The sequence below is a fragment of the Xenorhabdus budapestensis genome (genome assembly GCF_017743015.1).
In the GTDB taxonomy this organism is placed as follows: Bacteria; Pseudomonadota; Gammaproteobacteria; order Enterobacterales; family Enterobacteriaceae; genus Xenorhabdus; species Xenorhabdus budapestensis.
In genome coordinates this window covers 3,129,341-3,154,296 of record NZ_CP072455.1, presented here as the reverse complement: position 1 = coordinate 3,154,296, position 24,956 = coordinate 3,129,341, and the positions used below count along the sequence as shown (strand labels likewise).

The following is a 24,956-nucleotide window of genomic DNA, read 5'->3' as shown; positions in this document are numbered from 1 at the left end:
TCTTAGGGGTTATTCTTTTCCGCGAGATAAGGATCAGGATAACCCATTTTTTTCAGGATTTCTGTTTCCAGAGATTCCATTTCTTCCGCTTCTTCATCTTCGATATGGTCATATCCAAGTAGATGAAGACAGCCGTGAACCACCATGTGTGCCCAGTGTTCTTCAACAGTTTTTTGTTGTTCTTTCGCTTCTTTCTCAACAACCTGGCGGCATATAATCAAATCGCCGAGTAAGGGCAGTTCCACTTCGGGTGGAGCTTCAAATGGGAAGGATAACACATTGGTTGGTTTGTCTTTCCCACGATAAGTGAGGTTTAATTCGTGGCTTTCTGCTTCATCAACCAAGCGGATTGTCACTTCACTTTCAGCTTGAAATTGTGGCAAAACACCGTCCAACCAGCGTTGGAATAGGACTTCCTCAGGAAGTCCTATTGAGTTTTCACACGCGATTTGTAAATCTAATATAACTGAACTCATTGCGCTTCCTGTCTGCGCTTTTCGTTAAGCGCCTGTTTACGTTTTTGCTCTGTAGCTTCCCATGCTTCATAGGCGATAACGACTTTGGCCACCACAGGGTGGCGAACCACATCTTCGCTATGGAGGAAATTAAAGCTCAGCTCGTCAACTTCCGACAAGACTTCCATCGCATGGCTCAGACCCGATTTCTGGCCTCTTGGCAGGTCGATCTGGGTTACGTCACCAGTAATCACCGCTTTAGAGTTAAAGCCAATACGAGTCAGGAACATCTTCATCTGTTCAATGGTGGTATTCTGGCTTTCATCAAGAATAATAAAAGCATCATTGAGTGTTCGTCCACGCATATAGGCCAATGGAGCGACTTCAATAACATTTCTTTCGATCAGCTTCTCAACTTTTTCAAAACCTAGCATCTCAAACAAAGCATCGTAAAGTGGACGTAAGTAAGGATCGACTTTCTGGCTTAGATCACCCGGCAAAAATCCCAGTTTTTCTCCAGCTTCAACCGCAGGGCGGGTAAGAAGTATCCGGCGAATTTCTTGCCGCTCCAGTGCATCAACTGCTGCGGCAACGGCCAGATAGGTTTTACCTGTTCCTGCTGGCCCGATCCCAAATGTAATATCATGGTCAAGGATATTGGCAATGTACTGCACCTGATTAGGAGTACGGGGTTTTACAACACCCCGTTTGGTTTTGATATTCAAGGCTTTGCCGTAGGCAGGCATGCTTTCTGCTGACTGTTCCAGTACGCGACTTTCTGTGATTGCCAAATGGATCTGTTCAGGCTCAAGATCCGGTATCACGCCACGTACAGGTGCGGTTTCGACATAAAGGTGGCGCAATATGCTTGTTACTGCACTGACACACAGTGGTTTTCCCACCAATTTGAAACGATTGTCGCGGCGGTTGATCTCTACTCCCAGGCGACGTTCAAGTTGTTTCAGATTGTCATCAAGTGGGCCACACAGGCTCATTAATCGCTGATTGTCTGCGGGTTCCAGAAAAATCTCTTGTGTTGCTACTTGTGGGTTTATTTGTGTCACTGATTATCTCTATATTAGGGCCTGTCAAGGCTTGCCAATTTGTTAAAGTTGACCTATTTTTTAGGGCTGATAAATGCCAACGCCGATTTCGTCTTCCTTACGGGTACGGGCAATCACTGACTCAGGAGATTCATGGACACGTAAATCCATTTCATCTTCGGTACGGATCACCTTACCACGCAGAGAGTTGGCATAAACGTCAACAATTTCGACATCAACAAATGTACCAATCATATCAGGCGTACCTTCGAAGTTAACCACACGGTTGTTTTCAGTACGGCCAGAAAGCTCCATGATATTTTTGCGGGATGGGCCTTCAACCAGAATGCGTTGTGTGCTGCCAAGCATGGCGCGGCTATAGCTCATGGCTTGTTGGTTAATGCGCTGCTGGAGCAGATACAGGCGCTGTTTCTTCTCTTCTTCACTCACATCGTCTGGCAAATCAGCCGCAGGCGTTCCCGGACGTGCTGAATAAATGAAGCTGAAACTCATGTCGAAATTAACATCAGCAATCAATTTCATCGTTTTTTCAAAGTCGTCTTGTGTTTCGCCTGGGAAACCGATGATAAAGTCAGAACTGATGAGAATATCAGAGCGCGCTTTACGCAGGCGACGAATAATGCCTTTGTATTCCAGCGCGGTGTGAGCGCGTTTCATCAGGGTCAAAATACGATCAGAGCCGCTCTGGACGGGCAAATGCAGGAAGCTGACCAACTCTGGTGTATCTTCGTAAACAGCGATAATATCGTCAGTAAATTCGATTGGATGGCTGGTGGTGAAGCGTATACGGTCGATACCATCAATAGCTGCAACCAGACGCAGTAATTCCGCAAATGTGCAGATATCCCCGTCAAATGTTGCTCCACGGTAAGCGTTAACATTTTGACCGAGCAAGTTAACTTCGCGCACGCCTTGGGCAGCAAGTTGGGCAATTTCAAATAGGATATCATCGCAAGGACGGCTGACTTCTTCCCCACGGGTGTAAGGAACAACGCAGAATGTGCAGTATTTATTACAGCCTTCCATGATAGAAACGAATGCAGTCGGGCCTTCAGCTCGTGGTTCTGGCAGATGGTCGAACTTCTCTATTTCGGGGAAACTGATATCAACAACAGGGCTGCGGGTGCCTTTTACATGATTAATCATTTCCGGCAGACGGTGCAGAGTTTGTGGTCCGAAGATAATATCAACACTGGGTGCACGCTGGCGGATGTAATCTCCTTCCTGAGAAGCGACGCAACCACCGACACCAATGATGACTTCAGAGTTTTTGTCTTTCAGCCCTTTCCAGCGTCCGAGTTGGTGAAAGACTTTTTCTTGTGCTTTTTCACGAATTGAACATGTGTTCAGGAGTAAGATATCTGCTTCTTCGGCGATATCGGTTAACTGATAACCGTGAGTGGTTTCCAGCAGGTCGGCCATCTTGGATGAATCATATTCGTTCATCTGACAGCCCCAAGTTTTGATATACAGTTTTTTTATCGTCGACATTTTGTGCATCCGGTGTTTTCAGTGAAATAATGCATCAACACTGAAAAGCGTAGTATATGAACCAGCGTATTGAATACAGTGTATTTAGCATAATGTTGCTGGCTATTGTAGTCATTTGAGACACCAGTGACCAGACTGTAACACCGGATATTCACAGCCGGAAAGGGAAAATTCCGGTACACTTTTAATCAAGAGGTTAATAATGTGATGAATATGAATAATCCACAACAAAAATTCGATATTGTTGTCGTTGGTGCAGGTATGATTGGTGCAGCAACGGCATTGGGGCTGGCACAAGAAGGCTGGCGTGTTGCATTATTGGAACACCAGCCACCACAACCTTACAATGCAGATCATGAACCGGATGTTCGTGTCTCAGCGATTAGCTGTGCTTCTGTGGATTTATTGAAACAGTTGGGGGCATGGAAAAATGTTTTACAGATGCGTAGTGCACCCTATCGGACTCTGGAAACGTGGGAACAGAATGACTCCAACGTGATTTTCGATGCAGAAAGTCTTGGTTTGCCGGAATTGGGGTTCATGGTAGAAAACCATATTTTGCAACTGGCATTGTGGCAGGAATTTGAACGGTATCCCAACCTCACGCTCTTTTGTCCAGCTGCATTGAAATCGATACATCGGCAACATGATCATAAAACCTGGCGGGTTGAATTGGCTAATGGCCCGGAATTAAACACACGTTTAATTGTTGGTGCTGATGGTGCCCGCTCGCAGGTTCGGCAATTGGCTGGTATTGGCAGCAGGGGATGGCAATATCGCCAGTCGTGTATGCTGATTACAGTCAAAACTGAACAGCCTCAGCAAGATATAACATGGCAGCAATTTTTTCCTTCCGGCCCTAGAGCCTTTTTGCCATTGTTTGAACAATGGGCTTCATTAGTGTGGTATGACTCTCCCGCTCGTATTCGCCAGTTACAGGCGATGTCAATGACACAACTTGAGCCGGAAATTTTTCGGGCATTTCCAGCTCGTTTAGGCAAAGTAACGCCGGTTGCCGCAGGGTCGTTTCCTCTGACTCGCCATCATGCCAGCGATTATGTACGCGAAGGTTTGGTTTTACTGGGGGATGCTGCTCATACTATCAACCCATTGGCGGGGCAGGGGGTTAATTTGGGCTATCGGGATGTTGATACTCTGCTTAAGGTATTAATCAATGCTAAAGAGTTACATGAAGAGTGGGACTCTTTGGCAGTATTGAAGCGCTATCAACGTCGCAGGATGCCGGATAATTTGGTTATGCAGGCGGGAATGGATCTCTTTCACACGGCATTCAGCCATGATTTGCCGGGATTAAAAACCATGCGCAATCTGGCATTGATGGCAGCACAACGTTCAGATGTGATGAAAAAACTGGCGCTGAAATATGCGTTGGGCGTGTGATTGTTGTTTTTTATCGAATATTTTTGAGGGTAGGAGCATTTTTTTGCAAATGCTCCGTTAGCCCAAATGTGGATTCCCTTTACGGGGTTTTATTTGTTGGTTTTATCAAAACATCGGCAGGTATTCCAAACATGCCGTGTAAATTTCGGATCATGGGTAATGTCAGGTTACGCTTTCTATTGAGAACTTCATAAACACGGTTAGATTTACCAATTGCTGGTTCTAAATCTTTCACTGTCAAACCGGATTGCTCCATTCTGAATTTAATGGCTTCAATGGGGTCTGGTGAGTCGATTGGATAATGTTCTTTTTCATAGGATTCAATCAATAACACCATGACTTCCATGTAATCGAATTCAGGTGTGCCCATTTCAGGTTGGTTATCAAATAGTAGTGCTATCGCTTTTAGTGCGCCCTGATAATCCTGCTCTGTTCTGATGGGTTTAATATTCATTGTTCACTCCAGATCTACGCTGTTGGCATCTACGGTATCGTACTGTTTATGCGTACCGATAAATTTAACATACACCCAACCTGCGGGGTAAAAGATGGAAACTATCAGACGGTAATCGTTCCCCTTAATGTTAAATAACACGCGATTATTTTTCAGGATGCTCGCATTGCGGTATTGAGCTTTAATATCAGCTGGCGTCTTCCAAGAGGCTTTTTTGGCCTCATCAAACCAAGCCTTTAGTGGTTGTTCAGCATCTGGGTGTTTTTCCCAAAGTGCTTTCAGTGATGCAACGGATATTATTTTCATAACCTTCATGGCAGTCCCGAAATGGGACTAAAACAAGTGGTTATTGTTTAATCTATGACCTGCCATATTTTAATAACGTGTATTAAGTGCTGTTTGATGAAGATATAGGGGAAATTTAGCAGCAGAAAAACAAAAAAACCACCTATCGGTGGTTGTCAATTTAGTTAACATTTTTAAAAACTTGGCTGGGGTACCAGGATTCGAACCTGGGAATGCCGGAATCAGAATCCGGTGCCTTACCGCTTGGCGATACCCCAACTGAATTTTAAATGGTGGCTACGACGGGAATCGAACCTGTGACCCCAGCATTATGAGTGCTGTGCTCTAACCAGCTGAGCTACGTAGCCATTTACATTAACTGTAAATTTTAGAAAATATTCAGGAATATGGCTGGGGTACCTGGATTCGAACCAGGGCATGCCAGGATCAAAACCTGGTGCCTTACCGCTTGGCGATACCCCACCTGATTATTCTTATTAAAATCTTGTTGATACCAGTTTGGTATTTTTGGTGATTTATGCCTTAGTTATTGTTGTTTTCAATAATATGGCTGGGGTACCTGGATTCGAACCAGGGCATGCCAGGATCAAAACCTGGTGCCTTACCGCTTGGCGATACCCCATCTGAAAACAATACTAAAACTTAAACCCAAAATAACGCTAGTTCAACTCGATTTAAGTACAACCGACGAAGAAAATGGTGCGGGAGGCGAGACTTGAACTCGCACACCTTGCGGCGCCAGAACCTAAATCTGGTGCGTCTACCAATTTCGCCACTCCCGCAAAGATGGTGGCTACGACGGGAATCGAACCTGTGACCCCAGCATTATGAGTGCTGTGCTCTAACCAGCTGAGCTACGTAGCCATCTTTTTTCGCTTTGCCTTCATCGGCGGTGCGGGGCGCATTATGCGTATATCAGACAAATGCGTCAACTGCTTTTTTTAAAAAATATGCATAATATCGCTTGTTTGTTTGGCTTGTAATCATGTTGATGATAAAACCAACGGGATTGGTGAAGTTATCCTCCAAGAAGATGTTGTAACAGTACACCATTGAGCATTGCGCGCTTTGTTAAGGCAAATGCACCAATTGCAGAACAATGATTTAGTTCGGAAACAACAACGGGGAGATCTTCACGGAAGGCTTTTAACGACTGTGTGTTAATGCAGCGTTGGATAGCAGTAAGTAGCACCTGCTCAGCTTCCGTAATATCGCCAGCAACAACTATCTTCTGGGGATTAAAGAAGTTAATGGCGATGGCAATAGCTTTACCAAGATTGTGTCCTACCTGTCTGATAACTTCAACGGCCAGAAGATCTCCCTGATTAGCTGCGAAGCATATGTCATGAATAGTGCAGCTATTCAAGGTTAATTGGCTTGGAAATCCCTGCCGTAATTGATGCTGTACTTTAGCCTCTATTGCTGAGTTAGATGCAATAGTTTCCAGACAGCCAAAATTACCGCAATGACAACGTTCACCCAGTGGCTCGATTTGGATGTGTCCTATTTCTCCCAGATTGCCGCGTTTGTTGAGCAAGATATTATTATTGACGATAACTCCCGCTCCTGTACCACGGTGAACACGTACCAGAAGTGAGTCTTCACAATTGCGGGTGGCCCCGAAATAGTGTTCTGCCAACGCAAGGCTGCGAATGTCATGCCCGGTAAAGCAGGAGATATTGAAATGTTTCCGTAGGTTTTGCACCAATGGCCAATTGTTTACTTTTATATGTGGCATGTAGCGAATGATGCCGTTATCGGGATCCACCAAGCCGGGAAGAATGATTGAGATTGCGATCAGTTCACGGATCCGCCGCTGATTTTTGGCAATGAAATTCTCAATGGCGGAGATAATCCGTTTTTCGACTTCCTGTTGTGTCCTCTCTTGTACGGGGTAGTGTTCTTCGGCTAATTGTTTGGCACTCATATCAAATAATGCGATTGTCGCATCATGGCGTCCGAGCCGTATGCCAATAGTATGAAAGCGGCTGGTTTCTGTAACGATAGAAATAGCCCTGCGCCCGCCAGTAGAGGCTTGTTGGTCGATTTCTTTTATCAGGCCACGTTCTAATAACTGACGTGTAATTTTGGTGACACTGGCAGGAGCAAGCTGGCTTTCTTCTGCAATTTGAATACGGGATATTGGGCCATGTTGGTCTATCAAACGATAGACCACCGCACTATTGAGCTGTTTAACCAGATCAATATTACCGATTTGCTTTTGTGCATTATGGTTACTCATCAGGCCCTATACTCACGATAGTTCAATTTCATTTCTATTAGCGATGTTTTCATTCGCTGTTTTTTCGTTAACCACGTTTTCGTGGGCTATGTTTCCGTTAACTATGGTTTTGCAGATTTTGAAATTATGTGTGAATGCGGTCAGGTTTGCGACTTTGCCGACTTCAATCGTACCGAGGAGTTTATCAACACCGATGGCTTTGGCTGGATAAAGAGTTGCCATCCGCAATGTTTCACCCAAAGCGATACCAACATGTTCAACACTATTCTTGATACTCTCTATCATTGTGACTGAGGAGCCGCTTAGTGTGCCATGTTCATCAACACATAATCCGTCACGATAATATATTGTTTTATTGGCAAAGGTGAATTGCTCCAGAGTATTTGTCGCTGAATCAAGACCGGCAGGAACGATGGCATCTGTCACAAGAACTAATTTCTCATTTTTCAATCTCTTGGCGCTACGGATATTTGGCCATGATACATGCATGCCATCACAAATAATGCCGGCATAGACTTCAGAAGTATCGTAAATAGCGCTGATTAACCCGGGTTGACGACCGGAAATGGCAGGCATGGCATTATATAAGTGAGTAGAAAAAGTAATGCCATTGTGGAACCCTTTCCGGGCTTCTTCATAAGTTGCATTGGAGTGACCAGCAGAAACAATAATACCCGCTTCAGTTAATTGGCGAATATACTGAGCTTCGATCATCTCAGGAGCGAGAGTAATCTTGGTGATCACATCAGCATTAATACACAGATAATTGATCATTTCAGGTGTCGGCCTGCGTATGTAGGCTGGATTGTGAGTCCCTTTTTTTACCGGATTAATGTAAGGCCCTTCCAGATGTAGCCCAAGTGCCTGATTAGGATGATTGGCCAAGTAGATACGCATCACTTCGATGGCCTTAATCATCAGTTCATCAGGGCTGGTGATAAGTGTAGGTAAAAAATTGGTACAACCATGACGCTGATTAGTTTCCTGCATAGTACACAGCGTCTCTTCCGTAATATATTCCAGCCGTTCATTATATTGGACACCTCCGCAGCCATTGACTTGCAGGTCAATGAATCCGGGAGAGAGATTTGCACCGTGTAAATCGTGTTTTTCAATATTTTCCGGTAATTCGTTTTCTGGACAGACTTGCTTAATCAAACCATCTGCAATGATGACAGCATGTCCGTCCAGTCTTTCGTGCCCAGTGTAGATAATACAGTTAGTTAAAGCGTACATTCTGGTCTCCTAAGCGCCTGAATAAATACTAACTGGCGAACTCATTAAGAATTTCCGCCTCTAGCTGGTGAAAATATTTCACTGTTTTTACTCTCAACTCCATCGTTGCAGGTTCATCACAGACGATGATTGCTTTTGGGTGTATCTGTAGACAGCTTACTGTCCACATATGATTAACGTTGCCTTCAATTGCAGCTTGCAGGGCCAATGCTTTTTGGGCCCCGGTCGCTAAAATCATGATCTCCTCGGCATCCATTAATGTACCTACACCAATGGTTAAAGCATATTGGGGAACTAAGTCCACATTATTATCGAAAAAACGAGAGTTAGCTGTTCGCGTTTCTAGCGTTAATGTCTTAATCCGGGTACGTGAAGAGAGGGAGGATGCAGGTTCGTTAAAGGCAATATGACCGTCATTACCTACACCGCCCATAAATAGATGGATTTTTCCATACGACTTGATCTTATTTTCATAACGTAAGCACTCAGCATCAACATTTTCCGCATTGCCATTGAGTAAGTTAATGTTTTCTTTTGGGATATCAATGTGATTAAAGAGGTTCTGATGCATGAAAGTGTGGTAACTCTGGGGGTGATTTGTAGGAATACCGACATACTCATCCATATTGAAAGTGACGACATGCTTAAAACTGACTTTTCCTGCCTGATATAGCGCGATGAGTTCTTTATAGGTTGTCAATGGTGTGCTGCCAGTGGGCAAGCCGAGTACAAAAGGACGCTCTGCTGTTGGATTGAATTCATTGATTTTACTAACAATGTAGTACGCAGACCATCGACCTACATCACTTGTATTTGTTAGGGGGATCAGCCTCATGATGACCTCTTTAAAAATTATTCATGATTAAAAATGGAACTATACAAACAGCTGTCGAGGAAAGCCGTCTATCATATCGATTCTTTGTGATGGTTCTACTTGTCGAAAGTTGTAATGTTATTTTTTATAATAAAATAAGTTTTTGATTAAGGCCATATTTTGATTAAAAAAATATCAATTGTGGTGATTTTTATCACATATAAGAAGGATTTAATTTGTGATGAAAAATATTTTTTTTAGACTAAAAATGTTTTAACAATAAATACATAAGTGATGTCATTACATCATTCATTAAATAAAAGACTCCATTAATGGAGCTTTAAGGGGGCGTGAGTGAATATTCTAAGTTACTTACAACGGATTGGCCGGGCATTGATGGTGCCTGTGGCGATATTGCCCGCAGCGGCAATATTGGTCGGAGTAGGGTATTGGATAGACCCAACTGGTTGGGGTACTGACAATCCTCTGGCAGCATTGTTTATTTCATCAGGGAATGCCATTCTCGAAAATATGGCAATATTATTTGCGGTTGGTATTGCCTATGGTATGTCAAAAGATAAGGATGGTGCTGCCGCACTGACGGGATTAGTCGGATTTATGGTTGTCCTCAAACTATGTTCTCCCGCAGTAATCGCCATGATTAAAGGTATTCCCGTTGCTGAAGTACCAGCAGCATTTAGTAAGATCAATAACCAGTTTATTGGCATCTTAGTGGGAGTCATTTCAGCCGAACTCTATAACCGCTACAGTAGTGTTGAATTGCCTCAGGCGTTGTCATTTTTCAGTGGCCGTCGTTTAGTGCCTATATTGAATTCATTCTTGATGATCCTGCTCTCCTTTATCCTGATGTTTGTCTGGCCTGTGATTTATAGCTGGCTGGTGGCATTCGGCGAAAGTATTACCAACTTTGGTTCAACCGGGGCAGGGCTTTATGCTTTCTTTAATCGCCTGTTAATACCGATAGGTTTGCATCATGCTTTGAATTCAGTCTTCTGGTTTGATGTTGCAGGCATCAATGACACCCCTAATTTCCTGGCAGGAGCAAAATCTATTGCTGAAGGAACAGCTATTCCGGGCATTACCGGGCGTTACCAGGCAGGTTTCTTTCCCATCATGATGTTTGGTTTACCGGGAGCGGCATTAGCGATTTACCATTGTGCCCGGCCTGAAAACAGAGCCATGGTTGGTGGTATTATGATGGCAGGCGCATTTACCGCATTCTTTACTGGTGTGACGGAGCCGCTTGAATTCTCTTTCATGTTTGTTGCACCTGTACTTTATGTCCTGCATGCTATTATGACGGGGATTTCAGTCTATATTGCGGCGACTATGCACTGGATTGCCGGTTTTGGTTTCAGTGCTGGCTTTATTGACCTTTTGCTCTCTTCACGCAATCCGTTAGCCGTTCACTGGTACATGCTTATCCTACAAGGCTTAGTTTTCTTTTGTCTCTACTATGTCGTATTTCGTTTCACGATCAAAAAATTCAACCTATTGACGCTAGGGCGTGAATTGTCTTCCACAGGACAAACGGATGGTTATGATATCGATATGGCTGCAAAAACTATTGGCTCAGATAATATTCAGGAAGAAGCGTATAAATACATCGCAGCAGTAGGGGGTTCAGGCAATTTAACGGGCATTGACTCCTGTATTACCCGTTTACGCTTATCCGTAAGAGACTCAGGTTTGATTAATGAACAGGCGGTCAAGCGACTTGGTGCTTCCGGGATTATCCGTCTGAATAAAGAGAGCGTTCAGATTATTATTGGAACCCGTGCAGAACTGGTTGCTAATGCCATGAAGAAAGTTATCACCAAAGGCCCTATTGCGGCTGATACGGAACATCAGAATTCAAAGCCTGACACTCAGGTAAAAAAAGATCGTAAGCCACAAGACAAAGCTATTTTAACCTTAATGGCTCCTGTAACAGGTGAATTGGTTAAATTAGAGGATGTTCCAGATGAAGCATTTTCCAGCAAGTTAGTAGGTGATGGAATTGCAATTAAACCGACCTCAAATACTGTTTTTTCACCGATTTCAGGTACGGTGGTGAAAGTGTTCGATACCAGTCATGCACTGTGTATTGAGGCAGATAACGGTGTTGAAGTGATTATCCACATAGGTATTGATACCGTTTCTTTACAAGGTGAGGGTTTTGAGCGTTTGGTTGAAGAAGGTGTGAGAGTAAAAGTAGGGGAGCCATTATTGAAATTGGATCTTGAATACCTAAACGCTCATGCCAAATCAATGATAAGTCCGATTGTTATCAGCAATATTGATGACTATGCAGGTGTCAGTATCATGGCTGAAAGTCATGTTATTGCTAAAGAATCAAATTTATTTCAGGTAATGAAATAGATTAATGCATTTCTCCTTCCAAGTTAACGGTGATCGTTTCGGCGATCACCGAATTATATAAAAATACCCCAGCTAGCTGGAGTGAGGAGCACATTATTTATTGTGCGGATCAGTTAATCGTCGTGCTGGAAAATCATCGCATTTGCTGATCTTACTTGGTGCTATTATTGAGCGCTTTATGAGAAAGACGGCAAGCCATTTTTTAATAATGGCTTGTCAGTATCCTTCACTGTTTTTAACGAAAATTTAACGATATTGTACATAAATCGCTTTTTAGCACTAACTTTGCTCTTTTCGTCCATTTCCCATTAACTAAGTGTTGTTTCTCGGTTCAGCTTAATAGATTATAGAGGGTTATGTTAAAGCGCTTTTTGCATTGAGGAATAAAACGATGAGTGAGGCAGATGCTCGCCCGACAAACTTTATTCGTCAGATAATTGACGAAGATTTGGCAACTGGTAAACATACATCCGTACATACCCGTTTCCCACCTGAACCTAATGGCTATCTGCATATTGGCCATGCGAAGTCGATCTGCCTGAATTTTGGTATAGCACAAGACTACCAGGGGCAATGCAACCTGCGTTTTGACGATACAAACCCAGTGAAAGAAGATATTGAGTACGTTGAGTCGATCAAAAATGATGTCCAGTGGCTGGGATTCCAGTGGAGTGGTGATATTCGCTACTCTTCTAACTATTTCGATAATCTGTATGAATACGCGCTTGAATTGATCAATAAAGGTCTGGCGTATGTCGATGAATTAAGCCCAGACGAGATCCGCGAATATCGTGGCACGCTAAAAGAGCCGGGTAAAAACAGCCCGTACCGCGATCGCAGTGTGGAAGAGAACCTTGCTCTGTTCGAAAAAATGCGTGCTGGTGAATTTACTGAAGGGAAAGCCTGTCTGCGGGCAAAAATTGACATGGCTTCTCCATTCATCGTCATGCGCGATCCGGTTCTGTATCGCATTAAATTTGCAGAACATCACCAATCCGGTAATAAGTGGTGCATCTATCCGATGTACGATTTCACCCATTGTATTTCTGATGCCCTGGAAGGGATCACCCATTCTATATGTACATTAGAGTTTCAGGATAACCGTCGTTTGTATGACTGGGTATTGGATAACATCACGATTGATTGCCACCCACGTCAGTATGAGTTTTCTCGCCTGAATCTGGAATACACGGTGATGTCCAAGCGTAAACTGAATCTGCTGGTGACAGAAAACATCGTTGATGGCTGGGATGACCCACGTATGCCAACGATTTCTGGCTTGCGTCGTCGTGGCTATACTTCTGCTGCGATCCGTGAATTTTGCCGTCGTATCGGGGTGACTAAACAGGATAACAACGTTGAAATGGCAGCGTTGGAATCTTGTATTCGTGATGATTTGAATGAAAATGCACCGCGTGCTATGGCAGTTCTTGATCCGGTAAAACTGGTGATTGAAAATATGCCGGAAGGTGAAGTCATTCTGACAATGCCTAACCATCCAAATAAACCAGAAATGGGTAGTCGTGAAGTGCCTTTCAGCCGTGAAATTTATATTGATCGCGCTGATTTCCGTGAAGAAGCAAACCGTCAATATAAACGTCTGGTACTCGGTAAAGAAGTTCGTCTGCGTAATGCTTATGTGATTAAAGCTGAACGTGTCGAGAAAGACGACGCAGGCAATATCACTACTATTTATTGTCACTATGATGAGCAGACCCTGAATAAAGATCCAGCTGATGGTCGCAAAGTGAAAGGGGTTATTCACTGGGTAAGCGCTGCACATGCTATCCCTGCGGAATTCTATCTGTATGACCGTCTGTTCAGTGTACCGAACCCGGGGGCGGAAGAGGATTTCCTGCCTACGATTAATTCAGAGTCATTAGTGGTACGTAAAGGTTTTGTTGAGCCGGGGCTGGCAAAAGCACCGCCGGAAAAAACCTATCAGTTCGAGCGTGAAGGGTATTTCTGTGCTGACAGCAAACTCTCAAGTCCTGAACGTTTAGTGTTTAACCGTACTGTAGGCTTACGTGATACTTGGGCGAAAATCGCCAAAGAATAATGTAAATTGAATACACGAAAAAAGCGTGATTATTATCGCGCTTTTTTTATGCTTAAAAGTCTCGTAATGAAAATTAACTCTTCCTGCCAAGATTAAAAATTGCCTTATAGTCACATCTTGTATAGGGTTATTTCGCATTGATACTATGTTGTAACCGTTGTACAAAATCGTTTTGTGATATCAAAAACAGCCTTCTGTTCTGGGCGAAAATGAGAAACTCGGACGAGGTCATTAATGAAAAGCATTAAATTACACACTTTAGCAGCAATTATCATGGCGGCAGGGTTCACGGCAGGTACTTATGCGGAAAATATTCATGCGGAAATGACATCACAGCAGATAGTGGATTCACTTAGTCAGTTAAACGTGAATTTCAGCATCGTAGACAACCAGGCCGGATCACATGGGACTGACTGTGCCATTTTAGGTGCAAATGGGGCCGCTTGTAATCGGGTTAATATCACATTGACCAATGGCGATCAGGCAATTGATTCTGCGGATTGGGCACTCTATTTTCATAGCATTCGCCAAATTCTGAAAGTTAATAATGAGCAATACAAAATCACGCATATCACAGGTGACTTGTATAAATTAGAACCGACAGAAAAGTTCAGAGGGATCAAGGCTAAAGAAAAGGTTTCACTGCCAATTATTGGTGAATACTGGCAGATTTATAGTACAGATTTTATGCCACGCTGGTATGCCACTTCAGGTGATGCTGTTCCCAAGGTACTGACTAATACTGATACTGAGGATCTGAGTGCATTTTTATCTGATTTTAAAGGGGAGCAGTGGAAACGAACTACAGCGGATAACAATATCCTGATGACACCCGAAAGCCGTTTTGAGAAAAACAGCCAGGTGTCATTAATTGATGAGGATAAACTGCGTGGGCAAATTATCCCGACGCCCAGAAAATTGTCCATTCATTCACAGGATGTCAACTTATCTCATGGAGTGAGGTTAGAACTGGGAGGATTGAGTGACGCTTCAATTCGGATTATTCGAGAGCGTTTTGCTGACTATAACATTAAGTTAACCGATAGCGGTTATCGGATTGCGACTCAGATTAATGCTAACAAATTTACCGGTGATTGGCGGGTTAAAGGGGCTTATTCCCTGAATATCACTACTAAGGGAGCACAAATTGTTGCTTTTGATGAATCCGGTGTATTTTATGGCCTGCAATCACTGTTTTCCCTGCTTCCGGCCAATGGTGTACCGAAAATAGCCACATTAACAGCAAAAGATGCCCCCAAATTTGAATATCGAGGTATGTTTCTTGATGTCGGACGGAATTTCCATAGTAAAGAAGCTGTCTTGCGTCTGCTCGATCAAATGGCGGCTTATAAACTGAATAAATTCCATTTCCATTTGAGTGATGATGAAGGCTGGCGTCTGGAAATTCCTGGTTTACCGGAATTAACAGAAATCGGCAGCAAACGTTGCCATGATTTAACTGAGACGCAATGTTTGTTACCACAATTAGGCTCAGGGCCAGCAAGTAATAATATGGGCAGTGGCTATTTTAGCCGTCAGGATTACATTGATATCTTGAAATATGCTAAGGCTCGTCAGATAGAGGTGATCCCGGAAATTGATATTCCGGCCCATTCCCGTGCAGCGGTAGTGTCTATGGAAGCCCGCTATAAAAAATTGGTGGCAGAAGGAAAGGTACAGGAAGCCAATGAGTACCGTTTGCTCGACCCGACGGATACCTCAAATACGACATCTGTACAGTTTTACGATCGCCATAGCTATTTGAACCCGTGCATGGATTCTTCCAAACGTTTTGTTGACAAAGTCATCAGTGAAATCGTTGCTATGCACAAAGAAGCCGGAACATCACTGAGAACATGGCATTTTGGCGGTGATGAAGCGAAAAATATTCGTTTGGGGTCGGGTTATCAGGACAAAGATGGTCCAATTGAACCGGGTAAAGGGATCATAAATAAAAAAATTGAGGACAAACCATGGGCAAAATCTCAGGTTTGTCAAAAAATGATTGCGAATGGCACCATCAAAGATGTTGATGAGCTGGCCAGTTATTTCGCGATTGAAGTTAGTAAGATTGTCAATGCTCATGGTATTGAGGCGATGCAGTCATGGCAGGATGGTCTGAAACATGCGAAATCGGTGAAAGACTTTGCTACTCAGTACGTTACGGTGAACTTTTGGGATACGCTGTATTGGGGAGGTTACGATTCCGTTAATGACTGGGCAAACAAGGGCTATCGTGTCGTTGTTTCCAGCCCTGATTATGTTTATCTGGATATGCCGTACGAAGTTAATCCGAAGGAGCGGGGCTATTATTGGGCGTCTCGTTTTAATGATGAAGCCAAAATCTTCAGTTTTGCACCAAATAATATGCCACAAAATGCCGAGACTTCGGTGGATATCAATGGCAACTATTTCAATACCACCAGTAATAAACGTTGGCCGGGGGCGTATGGCTTGTCAGGGCTATCATGGAGCGAAACGGTGCGTACTGATGAGCAAATGGAATATATGATTTATCCGCGTTTGCTGTCGCTGGCGGAACGTGCATGGCATCAGGCTGGATGGGAACAGAATTACCAGCAGGGCAGGGAATATAAAGGCGGAGTCACACGGTATGTTGAAATCGATAAACTCAATAATGATTGGCGTCGTTTTGCCAATTTAATGGGGCAACGTGAAATGGCAAAACTGGATAAGGCACATGTTGCATATCGATTACCAATACCGGGCGCAAGGATTGTGTCAGGGACATTGGAAGCGAACATTGCTTTGCCCGGGCTGGCAATTCAGTATTCGTTGAATGATGGAAAAACCTGGGAAATTTATGATGACAGACAAAGACCATATGTCGAAGGTAATGTGAAAGTCCGTTCTGTTAGCACTGATGGTAAGCGTTTCAGCCGAATTGAAGATGTATATCAAAAATAATCGCCTGTAAAAAAGCAACCTGCCGATTAGCTTTGGCTAATCGGCAGCAGCTTCTTTTGACAAGAGCCGATATCAAAAGTGAGCAGTATGTATCACTTCTTATCGTGCCTTCTTATCATGCTTTCTCATCATGTAACGTACTATCTTTACGGCAATCACCTGTAGTACAGTGACCATACAAATAGAGACTATGATTTGACAACTTGATTCCATGACGTGCAGCAATATCCTTCTGACGTTCTTCAATGGACTCATCGCTGAACTCGATCACTTTGCCGCAGTCGAGACAAATCAGATGGTCATGGTGATGTTGCTGAGTGAGTTCAAAAACCGATTTACCGCCTTCAAAATTGTGGCGAGTGACAATGCCGGCATCATCGAACTGGTTCAACACGCGATAGACAGTGGCGAGGCCAATCTCTTCACCGATATCAATCAGTTTTTTGTAGAGATCTTCCGCACTGACATGATGGCATTCTGGGACCTGTAGCACTTCCAGAATTTTCAGGCGAGGAAGTGTTACTTTAAGTCCAGCATTTTTTAATGCTTTATTGTTGTCGGTCATGCGGATTTAGTCCTGTAACTTGAGTTTAGTGAACTTGTGATACTTGGGGTATCGTGAGAGAATCATGATTCAGCTTCATGCTGTAGATTATAGGCATGGATACTGAAAATGAAAACCATGCCCACTTCGCTATCATGACACATATTTCAAGAATTATCCCGTGCAAAAGGCATTTGTTTCCTTACATACACAGAGGAGATCTTTTATTATGCGCCGAGGATTTCTGACAGGCTCATTTCAGCCTTAATCTGCTGTACCCAAGCATCAACACGCTCTTCGGTTAATTCTGGTTGGCGATCTTCATCAATAGCAAGGCCAATGAAGTGATTATCATCAGCCATACCTTTAGATACTTCAAAGTGATACCCTTCAGTTGGCCAGTGACCGACAATAATTGCACCACGAGGTTCAATAATATCGCGGATGGTGCCCATAGCGTCACAGAAGTATTCTGCATAATCTTCCTGATCACCACAACCGAACAGGGCAACTAACTTTCCTTCAAAATTGATCTCTTCCAGAGTCGGGAAGAAATCATCCCAGTCACATTGAGCTTCGCCGTAGTACCAGGTTGGAATGCCTAGCAGCAGGATATCGAAGGCGTCAAGATCTTCCTTGCTGCTTTTGGCAATATCGTGAACTTCCGCAACATCAGCACCGCCCAGTTTTTCTTGGATCATTTTGGCAATGTTCTCTGTGTTGCCAGTGTCGCTGCCGAAGAATATACCTATTATTGCCATAAAGTAGATTAACCTCTTGTTCTATTAGTGTATTAAATCCATACACGTCACGCTGAAATCAGCAGGAAAAATATCAGTTTTATTAAAATGAAAAACGTTATTTTGACCAAACATCAGTGACAAGTCTGTCAGATTTGTGTGGTGACACCGCTTCACTCTGTTGAATTAAAGCCGTTAATTGGCAAGGTGATTATCTGTTGCCAGTTGAGCCAGCAACATCTGTTCAATTAATTCACTGCGGCTGATATTGCGCTGTTTTGCCAGATGGTTGAGAGCACCAACAGCATCTTCATTGAGTTTTAGTTCCACCCGACGCAGTCCTTTGACTTTATCCCGGCGCAACTGGTTGCGTTTATTGATCCTAAGCTGTTCATCTCTGGACAGCGGATTTGTTTTAGGTCGCCCTGGCCTGCGTTCATCTGCGAACAAATCCAGTGTGGTGCGATCAGTTTGTTCTTTTGCCATAAATTCGATTGATAAAGGGCGTGTACCAATAATATAGCGGGCAATGATACCTTAGCTGGACGCGTGTCGCTACTGGTTGATGGGGGAGATTGTTGGTTGATAAGAGGGATTGTCGGGTTCAGTCATAATTCAGACCTAATAATGTAGGGAAAGTGGTGTATAGCAAGTACGGTATGAAAGAGAAATAAAACGGAGAAAAGTGAATAGTGTTGGTCTGATTAAGGCATTTGCCTTAATCAGAAAGCGTTTGTAAGGGTTATGGAATAAAGGCTTTTCGTATAATATAAGTAAAAGCTTCAAGGCTTCCTCGCCACTCAAAATCAGACCCCATGATTTGCTTTCCGATAGCGCCGTCAACGGCGATCATCAACCAGGAAGCAGTCTGTTCAGCATTAAGTTTTTTATCGATTTCCCCGTTCTCAATGCCTTTATTGAGTAATAGAGTTAAACGTTCCCGGACTTTTTTCTCATTCTCGATGAATATTTTATTAATAGCCGGATTCCGGCTGGCCTCAGCGATAATTTCAATACTGAGGCGTGCATAGCCGGGTTCGTTGTAGAGCTGTATCAGCTTTGCCAACAATTTTTCTATTGTGGCAATCATTGAATTTTCATCATGACAGGCCGCCAAAATTTCGTCATAGTCGTGGCTGTCTTCTTCTGCAATCGCTTTAATAATGGCATTCTTGGTTGGATAATAATGAAACAGGTTTCCGGGACTCATACCTGCTGCTTTGCAGATTTCTGCTGTTGATGTTGCATGAAATCCCTTCTCGATAAAACAGGAGATAGCCGCATCAATAATATGTTTACGTTTGGCTTGCTGTTTTTCGGTCTGTTTTTTCACCTTATATTCCTCCAAAGGCTAGATACAGAATCAAATTGATTCATCTATCAATGATAATTGAGATCGTCTTTTGTTACCGATGACAATTTTCTAAGATATGGAATGATATAGTTTTTAAAATCATCCATATAACTGTAAATAACGGGCACGAACAGCAAACTTAGCAATGTTGAACTGAGTAACCCACCAATGACGGCAATCGCCATCGGTGCACGGAAACTGGTATCCGCGCCGCTGGTGATTACCAGAGGGATCATCCCGGCAACCATGGCAATTGTTGTCATGATAATTGGCCTGACACGCTCTCTTCCTGCCTGAATAATGGCGTCAGTTCGCGACATACCAGAGCGGGATTTTTCGAGAATAAACTCAACCAGTAAGATTGAGTTTTTGGTGACAATGCCCATCAGCATTAATATGCCGATAATAACGGGCATATCAATCGTGGCATTATAGATAAGTAAAGCGATAATGGCACCACCGATAGCAAATGGCAGGGCAATCAGAATCGTCATTGGTTGTAAGAAATCTTTGAACAGAATAATCAGAATAGCCAATACCATCAGGATACTGAGCATCATAGTGGTAGAGAAACGTTCAAACATCTCATTCATGTATTCAATATCACCATATTGGATTCTTTTAACTTCTGGTGGCAATTTTTTCAATATTGGTAATTGATTGATCTGCTCCAGAGCGGTGCCAATTGCAATACCATGAAGATCAGCCTCAATCACGGCTTTACGTTGTCTGGAAATGCGTTCTATAGTGTCAGGCCCTGAACCAAAAGAGATATCAGCGACCGATTTTATAGGGACATTAACCCCGGATGTGCTGTTAACGTACATATTACTTAGCACATTCAGATTATCTCTGTCCTCTTTGGATAATAAGACGCGGATAGGAACCTGCCTGTCTGGTAAATTAAATTTAGCGACATTAGCGTTGATTTCACCGATGGTTGCGGTTTTGATTACTGAACCAATAGCATCTGTTGTTACTCCCGCTCTGGCAGCTTCAGCAATATTCGGGGTGATGATAATTTCCCGTTTTGGTAATGGTTGCAAAATTTGGATATTCTTTAATCCATTCAACTGCATCATTTCCTGACGCAACTGTCTTGTTGTCTGAGCCAGAATTTCTGGATAATCACTGGCTAAAACAATCGAAACATCCCGGTTTCCATCACTGCTGCCAAAGGTATAGCGAATATCCGGTGTTGCCTCTAAGATAGGCGTCAGTGACTGTTCAAATTCTTTTTGTGACAATTTGCGATCATTGATGGGCACTAAATTAACGATAATAGTGCTTTTACTTTGGCTAATATCGCCGGCTGTTCCTTCAACACCTGCAATAGAGAAAATATCTACAATTTCTGGACGATCTTTAAACTGTTTAATAATCTGCTGCAAAAGTTTATCGCTTTGCGCCACCTGTGTTCCGGGTGGGGCTTCAATATCTATTCTAGCGATACTGATATCGGATTTAGGTAAAAAGCCAGATGGTAATAGCTCAAGCAGACTTAGTGAACCAAGCAAAAAAACGACAGCTAGTGCTAAGGCTGTTTTGCGAAATTTTAGTGTTTTATCCAGAATGGCAACATATTTCTTGATCCATTTCGGTGTCTCGACTTTACCTGTTTCACTGTTTTGTTCAGACAATGCTTTTTTCGTTGATGCCTTTTTCGGTAATAACAGATAAGCGGACATCAGAGGAGTCACCATTCTGGCAACCAGTAAGGATGATAAAACCGCCGCGGATACGGTAATGCCGAAGGGGACAAAATATTTACCCACGAAACCGCCAACAAAGCTGACTGGCATGAAAACAGCGACAATCGTAATAGTAATTGCGATGATTGCGAACCCAATGGCATTGGATGCCTTGATCGCTGCAATATAAGGTCTTTCTCCTCTTTCAATATATTTTTCTATATTCTCTATTTCGACTATCGCATCATCAACTAAAATACCAATTACCAGCGTTAATGCTAATAATGTGATGCTATTTAATGTGTAGCCAAATAAATGCAGAATAACAAATGTGGGCAAAATAGATAATGGTAGCGCAATTGCTGCAATTAAAGTAGCACGCCAGCTTCTCAGGAAGAAAAACACCACAATGACTGTTAATATTGCACCTTCTATTAATGTCTGCATGGTGGCGTTATAACTGGCCACTGTGTATTTCACATTTGATGAAACAAGTTTGATATTAACATCAGGGTTCTCTTTTTTAATTCGCTCTAATGCCTGTGTGACCCCTTTTTCTACCACGGTATCACTTGAACCTTTAGTGCGGAACACGGCAAAACCAATAACAGGTTTACCATTCAGGCGGGAAATAGAGGTTGTTTCTGAGTGAGAGTCTTTAATCGTGGCAATATCGCCCAAAGTAATCCAGTTATTATTCTCTAAAGGAAACTTTAATTTACGCAGATAATTTAATTGATTTTTGGCCCCTAAGATACGGATAGAATGACCTTGCTCCGCTATAACCATTCTCCCGCCGGGAATGTTGACATTACTCTGGAGCAATAACTGGTTAATATCTGCAACACTGATTTTTAACGCAGCCAGTTTTACCGGATCGGGTTCAACCAGTATTTCTCTGTTTGTACCCCCTGATCGGCTTATTTTTTGCACCCCTGGCACAGTTAATAGATTCTTACTTAATTTGTCATCAACAAACCAAGATAATTCGGTTAAATTTTTATTCTTTGACTGAACGGCATAATTCAGAATAGCCCCGCCTTCGACATCAATGCGGTTTATCAAAGGCTCATCTATATTTTGAGGTAATTCTGCTCGAATTTGGGTAATTTGCTCACGAATATCATTTACAGCGACATTAGGGTCAACCTTCAAATTAAATTCAACAACCGTGATAGAGACACCATCAGTAATGGTTGAGTTAATATGCCGAATTCCCGGTAAGCCAGAAACTGCCCGCTCAATAGGTTGAGTCACTGCATTTTCTAATTCAGAAGGTGAAGCACCACTTTGTGAGACAGTTACAGTCACAACCGGAAAATTAATCACAGGGTTGGCATTAATGGGTAACTCAGAAAAGGAAAATAACCCAGCGATAGTGAGAGCCAAGAAAATAACAATAGTAGGAATTGGCTTTCTGATGGCCCATTCTGATAATTGAAACTTCATCTTATTTTCCCTGTGACTTAATGGAAACTGTATCCATCTCTTGTAGGAATGGAGATGCAGAGACTACAACTTTATCGTTTGCAGATAATCCGGACTTTATTTCAACCCATTTATCAAAAATACGCCCTATATTGACCTGTTTTTTCTCCACCGCATTGTTTTTACCAATAACATAGACATCTGCTTTGTTTCCAGCAGTGATATTCACTGCACTATAAGGAATAGCATTAATTTTTTCTGGCTTAAGCTGAAAGAGAGCATAACCGAAATCCCCCAGTTTGATATTTGTGGGAACGTTATCAAGCGTGATCCTGATGATTCCTATTTGGGTAATAGGATTAATTTTTGGCGATATATATCTCACCTTACCGGTTATTTTATCCCCTTCAGTAAGAGAAATCGCCGCAGATGAACCCACCTGAATCTGTTTTAAGTCAGCAATATAGGCTTCAGCCGAAAATTCGTACTGGTTATTGTCGATAAGCTTAAACAGGTAATTACCATCAGTGGTCATACCAACTGTGGCAACTCGTTCACTGATAACGCCTGCTTTGGGAGCTAGAATCGTTGTTTTGGCACGCTGGCTTTTTTCTTCTTGTAATTGTGCCTGTAATTGCCGGTATTCGGCTTTTGACGCATTTAAGGCTGCTAATGCGGAGTTTGCCTCCATTTTATATTTTTCAAATTCACTGGCAGTAATTACGCCTGTTTTGATCAGCGGTTTTGCCCGTTTCAGATCGGATTGTGCCCGATCGTTCATGGCCTCATTCTGTTTTATCATAGCCACAGCTTGTTCCAGATTCGCTTTGGCTTGCTTGACTTTTTCATCCTGAATGGGCGTTTCTAGCGTAGCCAGAACATCACCTTGTTTAACATGATCGCCTTCTTCGACCAGAACATCAGTAATGATATGTTGAGTCAGTGACGGGCTTATTACAATTTCATTCCTTGCTACAATAGAGCCTAATATATTAATTGAGGGAGCAAAGGGAACTGCCTGCATCGTTGTTGCTGAGACACGCATCTGTTCTTGGGATGCCTGGGCATTTGTAGTGAAAACGAGCACAGAAAAACAAAAGCCAAGAAGAGATAACAAATTTCTTGCCATTTATCGTCCTTACTAATGACTGATGATGATCGCTTAAATTAGCGCCTATATTCTAGATAGATTAGTCTATCTAAAATTTACGTGCAACATGTTTTAATCATGCTTTACGTTAACCATATTTTACCCGGAATCAGTCCCCAGATGATTTATTATTGCTCACGCAAAAGGAACGTTTAGTATAGTATGTTGGTTAATTATCAAGCGTTAAAGTGGCTTGGTAACAAAAATATCACTCAATAGGAAATCAACCATTATGGTGATACTTTTGTCGATACTCTTTTGGCGTCAGGCCATTACAGCGTTTAAATAATTCTCTGAAATAACGGGTATCTTCATAACCCACTTCATGACTGATTTCTTCGATAGTTTTTTGTGATTTTTCTAGCCAGTGTTTGGCCTGTGACAGACGTATCTGTTGGATATACTGGATCGGTGTTTGTCCTGTGGCAACTTTGAATCTGCGTTTCATTTGCCGCTCACAAAGATGAATTTTATTTGCCAAATCAGCTACCGATAAAATTTCAGAAGGGGAGGAATGCATCCAATCTTGCAGCTTGTGAATGAGCGGATCTGAATGTTGGCGATAAGGGACAAAACTGACTGGATCCTGGTTCTCACTTTCTCCAAACAGGAAATGTGCACAACGTTCTCTGGCGTATTGTCCATACATCAGCTCCACAATATTCATCATGCAACGGGCATCTTCATAAGCACTGGAAATGCAGAACCGATTATTGTCACAAGTGATTTTTTTGTTGGTATACAGAGGAATATGGGGAAATAGCTCTTTGAATTCAGCAGCGAAATGAGGATGAATAGTTGCACTTGTTTTCAGTAAGCCCGCATTGGCCAACATGAAAGTGCCGGAACATATGGAAACAATAGGAATATATTTTTCATCCATAGCTTTCAGCCAGTCGATTATTTCCTGTGAACAATGATGTGGTTGCCATTCAGGAAAGCCCAGTGAACCGATCAGAATAAGGTCGGGTTGTGTACTATGATAAAGGCTGCCCTGAAAAGTTGAGGAGGATTTAATCAACAGTTCATGGGGTTCATCCACTCCTTTCTGAGTGGGATACACAATACGAACATCAGGAATAGGGCCACCAATAGCATTAGCGGCAATAGTCAGTATTTCAATCGGCATAGTAACCGATGTGACCGAAGTATGTGAAAATACCAGAACTGTGATAGAGAATTGTTTCATATCCATATTCTCTTCCTAAAGAGCATCT

Annotated in this window: 18 protein-coding genes, 6 tRNA genes and 1 pseudogene; 4 read left to right on the top strand and 21 right to left on the bottom strand. The window is 42.7% G+C overall.

Translation table 11 applies throughout. The features are described from left to right. Positions 1–2 precede the first annotated feature (2 nt). From ybeY to miaB, 3 genes are all read right to left on the bottom strand, one after another. The gene (ybeY, locus tag HGO23_RS13700) at positions 3–476 is read right to left on the bottom strand and encodes an rRNA maturation RNase YbeY (protein ID WP_209027000.1); all 474 of its coding nucleotides are present in this window, start codon (positions 474–476) and stop codon (positions 3–5) included. Then, the gene (locus HGO23_RS13695) at positions 473–1,450 is read right to left on the bottom strand and encodes a PhoH family protein (protein ID WP_425330517.1); all 978 of its coding nucleotides are present in this window, start codon (positions 1,448–1,450) and stop codon (positions 473–475) included. The genes ybeY and HGO23_RS13695 overlap by 4 nt, the downstream gene beginning before the upstream one ends. Positions 1,451–1,579: 129 nt before the next feature. Then, positions 1,580–3,010 (bottom strand): tRNA (N6-isopentenyl adenosine(37)-C2)-methylthiotransferase MiaB, encoded by a 1,431-nt coding sequence (gene miaB, locus HGO23_RS13690; RefSeq protein WP_099134477.1) that lies wholly within the window; start codon positions 3,008–3,010, stop codon positions 1,580–1,582. Between the two features lie 213 nt (positions 3,011–3,223). Here miaB and ubiF point away from each other — a divergent pair, with 213 nt between their 5' ends. Next, complete coding sequence (gene ubiF, locus HGO23_RS13685) at positions 3,224–4,411, top strand: 3-demethoxyubiquinol 3-hydroxylase (RefSeq protein WP_209026998.1); 1,188 nt, start codon at positions 3,224–3,226, stop codon at positions 4,409–4,411. Between the two features lie 79 nt (positions 4,412–4,490). Here ubiF and HGO23_RS13680 read toward each other — a convergent pair whose 3' ends face one another. The 11 genes and pseudogenes from HGO23_RS13680 to nagB all read right to left on the bottom strand — a co-directional run bounded on the left by HGO23_RS13680 (position 4,491) and on the right by nagB (position 9,484). After that, the gene (locus HGO23_RS13680; protein ID WP_099134478.1) at positions 4,491–4,865 is read right to left on the bottom strand and encodes a helix-turn-helix domain-containing protein; all 375 of its coding nucleotides are present in this window, start codon (positions 4,863–4,865) and stop codon (positions 4,491–4,493) included. Positions 4,866–4,868: 3 nt separating this feature from the next. Further along, complete coding sequence (locus HGO23_RS13675) at positions 4,869–5,171, bottom strand: type II toxin-antitoxin system HigB family toxin (protein ID WP_099134612.1); 303 nt, start codon at positions 5,169–5,171, stop codon at positions 4,869–4,871. Between the two features lie 182 nt (positions 5,172–5,353). Continuing rightward, positions 5,354–5,428, bottom strand: a tRNA-Gln gene (locus HGO23_RS13670). Positions 5,429–5,441: 13 nt separating this feature from the next. Then, positions 5,442–5,518: transfer RNA gene (locus HGO23_RS13665), tRNA-Met, on the bottom strand. Positions 5,519–5,558: 40 nt separating this feature from the next. Next, positions 5,559–5,633, bottom strand: a tRNA-Gln gene (locus HGO23_RS13660). Between the two features lie 85 nt (positions 5,634–5,718). Continuing rightward, a tRNA-Gln gene (locus HGO23_RS13655) sits at positions 5,719–5,793 on the bottom strand. A 75-nt stretch (positions 5,794–5,868) separates the two neighbouring features. Then, a tRNA-Leu gene (locus tag HGO23_RS13650) sits at positions 5,869–5,953 on the bottom strand. 5 nt (positions 5,954–5,958) lie between these two features. After that, positions 5,959–6,035, bottom strand: a tRNA-Met gene (locus HGO23_RS13645). A gap of 154 nt (positions 6,036–6,189) precedes the next feature. After that, the gene (gene nagC, locus HGO23_RS13640; protein WP_099134479.1) at positions 6,190–7,413 is read right to left on the bottom strand and encodes a DNA-binding transcriptional regulator NagC; all 1,224 of its coding nucleotides are present in this window, start codon (positions 7,411–7,413) and stop codon (positions 6,190–6,192) included. Between the two features lie 90 nt (positions 7,414–7,503). Continuing rightward, positions 7,504–8,649 (bottom strand): annotated as a pseudogene (nagA, locus tag HGO23_RS13635) (N-acetylglucosamine-6-phosphate deacetylase); the annotation flags it as partial. A gap of 28 nt (positions 8,650–8,677) precedes the next feature. Further along, complete coding sequence (gene nagB / locus HGO23_RS13630) at positions 8,678–9,484, bottom strand: glucosamine-6-phosphate deaminase (RefSeq protein ID WP_099134481.1); 807 nt, start codon at positions 9,482–9,484, stop codon at positions 8,678–8,680. 333 nt (positions 9,485–9,817) lie between these two features. Between nagB and nagE the strand changes: the two genes are divergently transcribed. The 3 genes from nagE (at position 9,818) to HGO23_RS13615 (ending at position 16,832) form a co-directional block, all read left to right on the top strand. Then, the gene (nagE, locus tag HGO23_RS13625; RefSeq protein WP_209026996.1) at positions 9,818–11,845 is read left to right on the top strand and encodes an N-acetylglucosamine-specific PTS transporter subunit IIBC; all 2,028 of its coding nucleotides are present in this window, start codon (positions 9,818–9,820) and stop codon (positions 11,843–11,845) included. A 391-nt stretch (positions 11,846–12,236) separates the two neighbouring features. Further along, positions 12,237–13,904 carry a glutamine--tRNA ligase gene (glnS, locus tag HGO23_RS13620; RefSeq protein ID WP_209026995.1) on the top strand — a complete coding sequence of 556 codons (1,668 nt, stop codon included), beginning with the start codon at positions 12,237–12,239 and terminating at the stop codon, positions 13,902–13,904. A 234-nt stretch (positions 13,905–14,138) separates the two neighbouring features. Next, positions 14,139–16,832: a beta-N-acetylhexosaminidase gene (locus tag HGO23_RS13615; protein WP_209026994.1), complete on the top strand. Its 2,694-nt coding sequence runs from the start codon at positions 14,139–14,141 to the stop codon at positions 16,830–16,832. Between the two features lie 115 nt (positions 16,833–16,947). On the opposite strand, the gene fur is transcribed toward HGO23_RS13615, so the two are convergent. From fur to HGO23_RS13580, 7 genes are all read right to left on the bottom strand, one after another. After that, on the bottom strand, positions 16,948–17,397 hold the full coding sequence (fur, locus tag HGO23_RS13610) for a ferric iron uptake transcriptional regulator (RefSeq protein WP_099134485.1): 450 nt from the start codon (positions 17,395–17,397) through the stop codon (positions 16,948–16,950). A 206-nt stretch (positions 17,398–17,603) separates the two neighbouring features. Then, on the bottom strand, positions 17,604–18,137 hold the full coding sequence (gene fldA, locus HGO23_RS13605) for a flavodoxin FldA (protein ID WP_099134486.1): 534 nt from the start codon (positions 18,135–18,137) through the stop codon (positions 17,604–17,606). Between the two features lie 174 nt (positions 18,138–18,311). Continuing rightward, entirely contained in the window at positions 18,312–18,602 is a 291-nt protein-coding gene (ybfE, locus tag HGO23_RS13600; RefSeq protein WP_099134487.1) for a LexA regulated protein, read from the bottom strand. 256 nt (positions 18,603–18,858) lie between these two features. Next, positions 18,859–19,449 carry a TetR/AcrR family transcriptional regulator gene (locus HGO23_RS13595; RefSeq protein ID WP_099134488.1) on the bottom strand — a complete coding sequence of 197 codons (591 nt, stop codon included), beginning with the start codon at positions 19,447–19,449 and terminating at the stop codon, positions 18,859–18,861. Between the two features lie 47 nt (positions 19,450–19,496). After that, positions 19,497–22,610 carry an efflux RND transporter permease subunit gene (locus HGO23_RS13590; RefSeq protein ID WP_209026993.1) on the bottom strand — a complete coding sequence of 1,038 codons (3,114 nt, stop codon included), beginning with the start codon at positions 22,608–22,610 and terminating at the stop codon, positions 19,497–19,499. 1 nt (position 22,611) lies between these two features. Next, positions 22,612–23,718 (bottom strand): efflux RND transporter periplasmic adaptor subunit, encoded by a 1,107-nt coding sequence (locus tag HGO23_RS13585; RefSeq protein ID WP_209026992.1) that lies wholly within the window; start codon positions 23,716–23,718, stop codon positions 22,612–22,614. A gap of 244 nt (positions 23,719–23,962) precedes the next feature. Beyond that, a complete protein-coding gene (locus tag HGO23_RS13580) occupies positions 23,963–24,928 on the bottom strand; it encodes a GlxA family transcriptional regulator (RefSeq protein WP_209028788.1) in 966 nt (321 codons plus the stop codon). Positions 24,929–24,956: the final 28 nt, after the last annotated feature.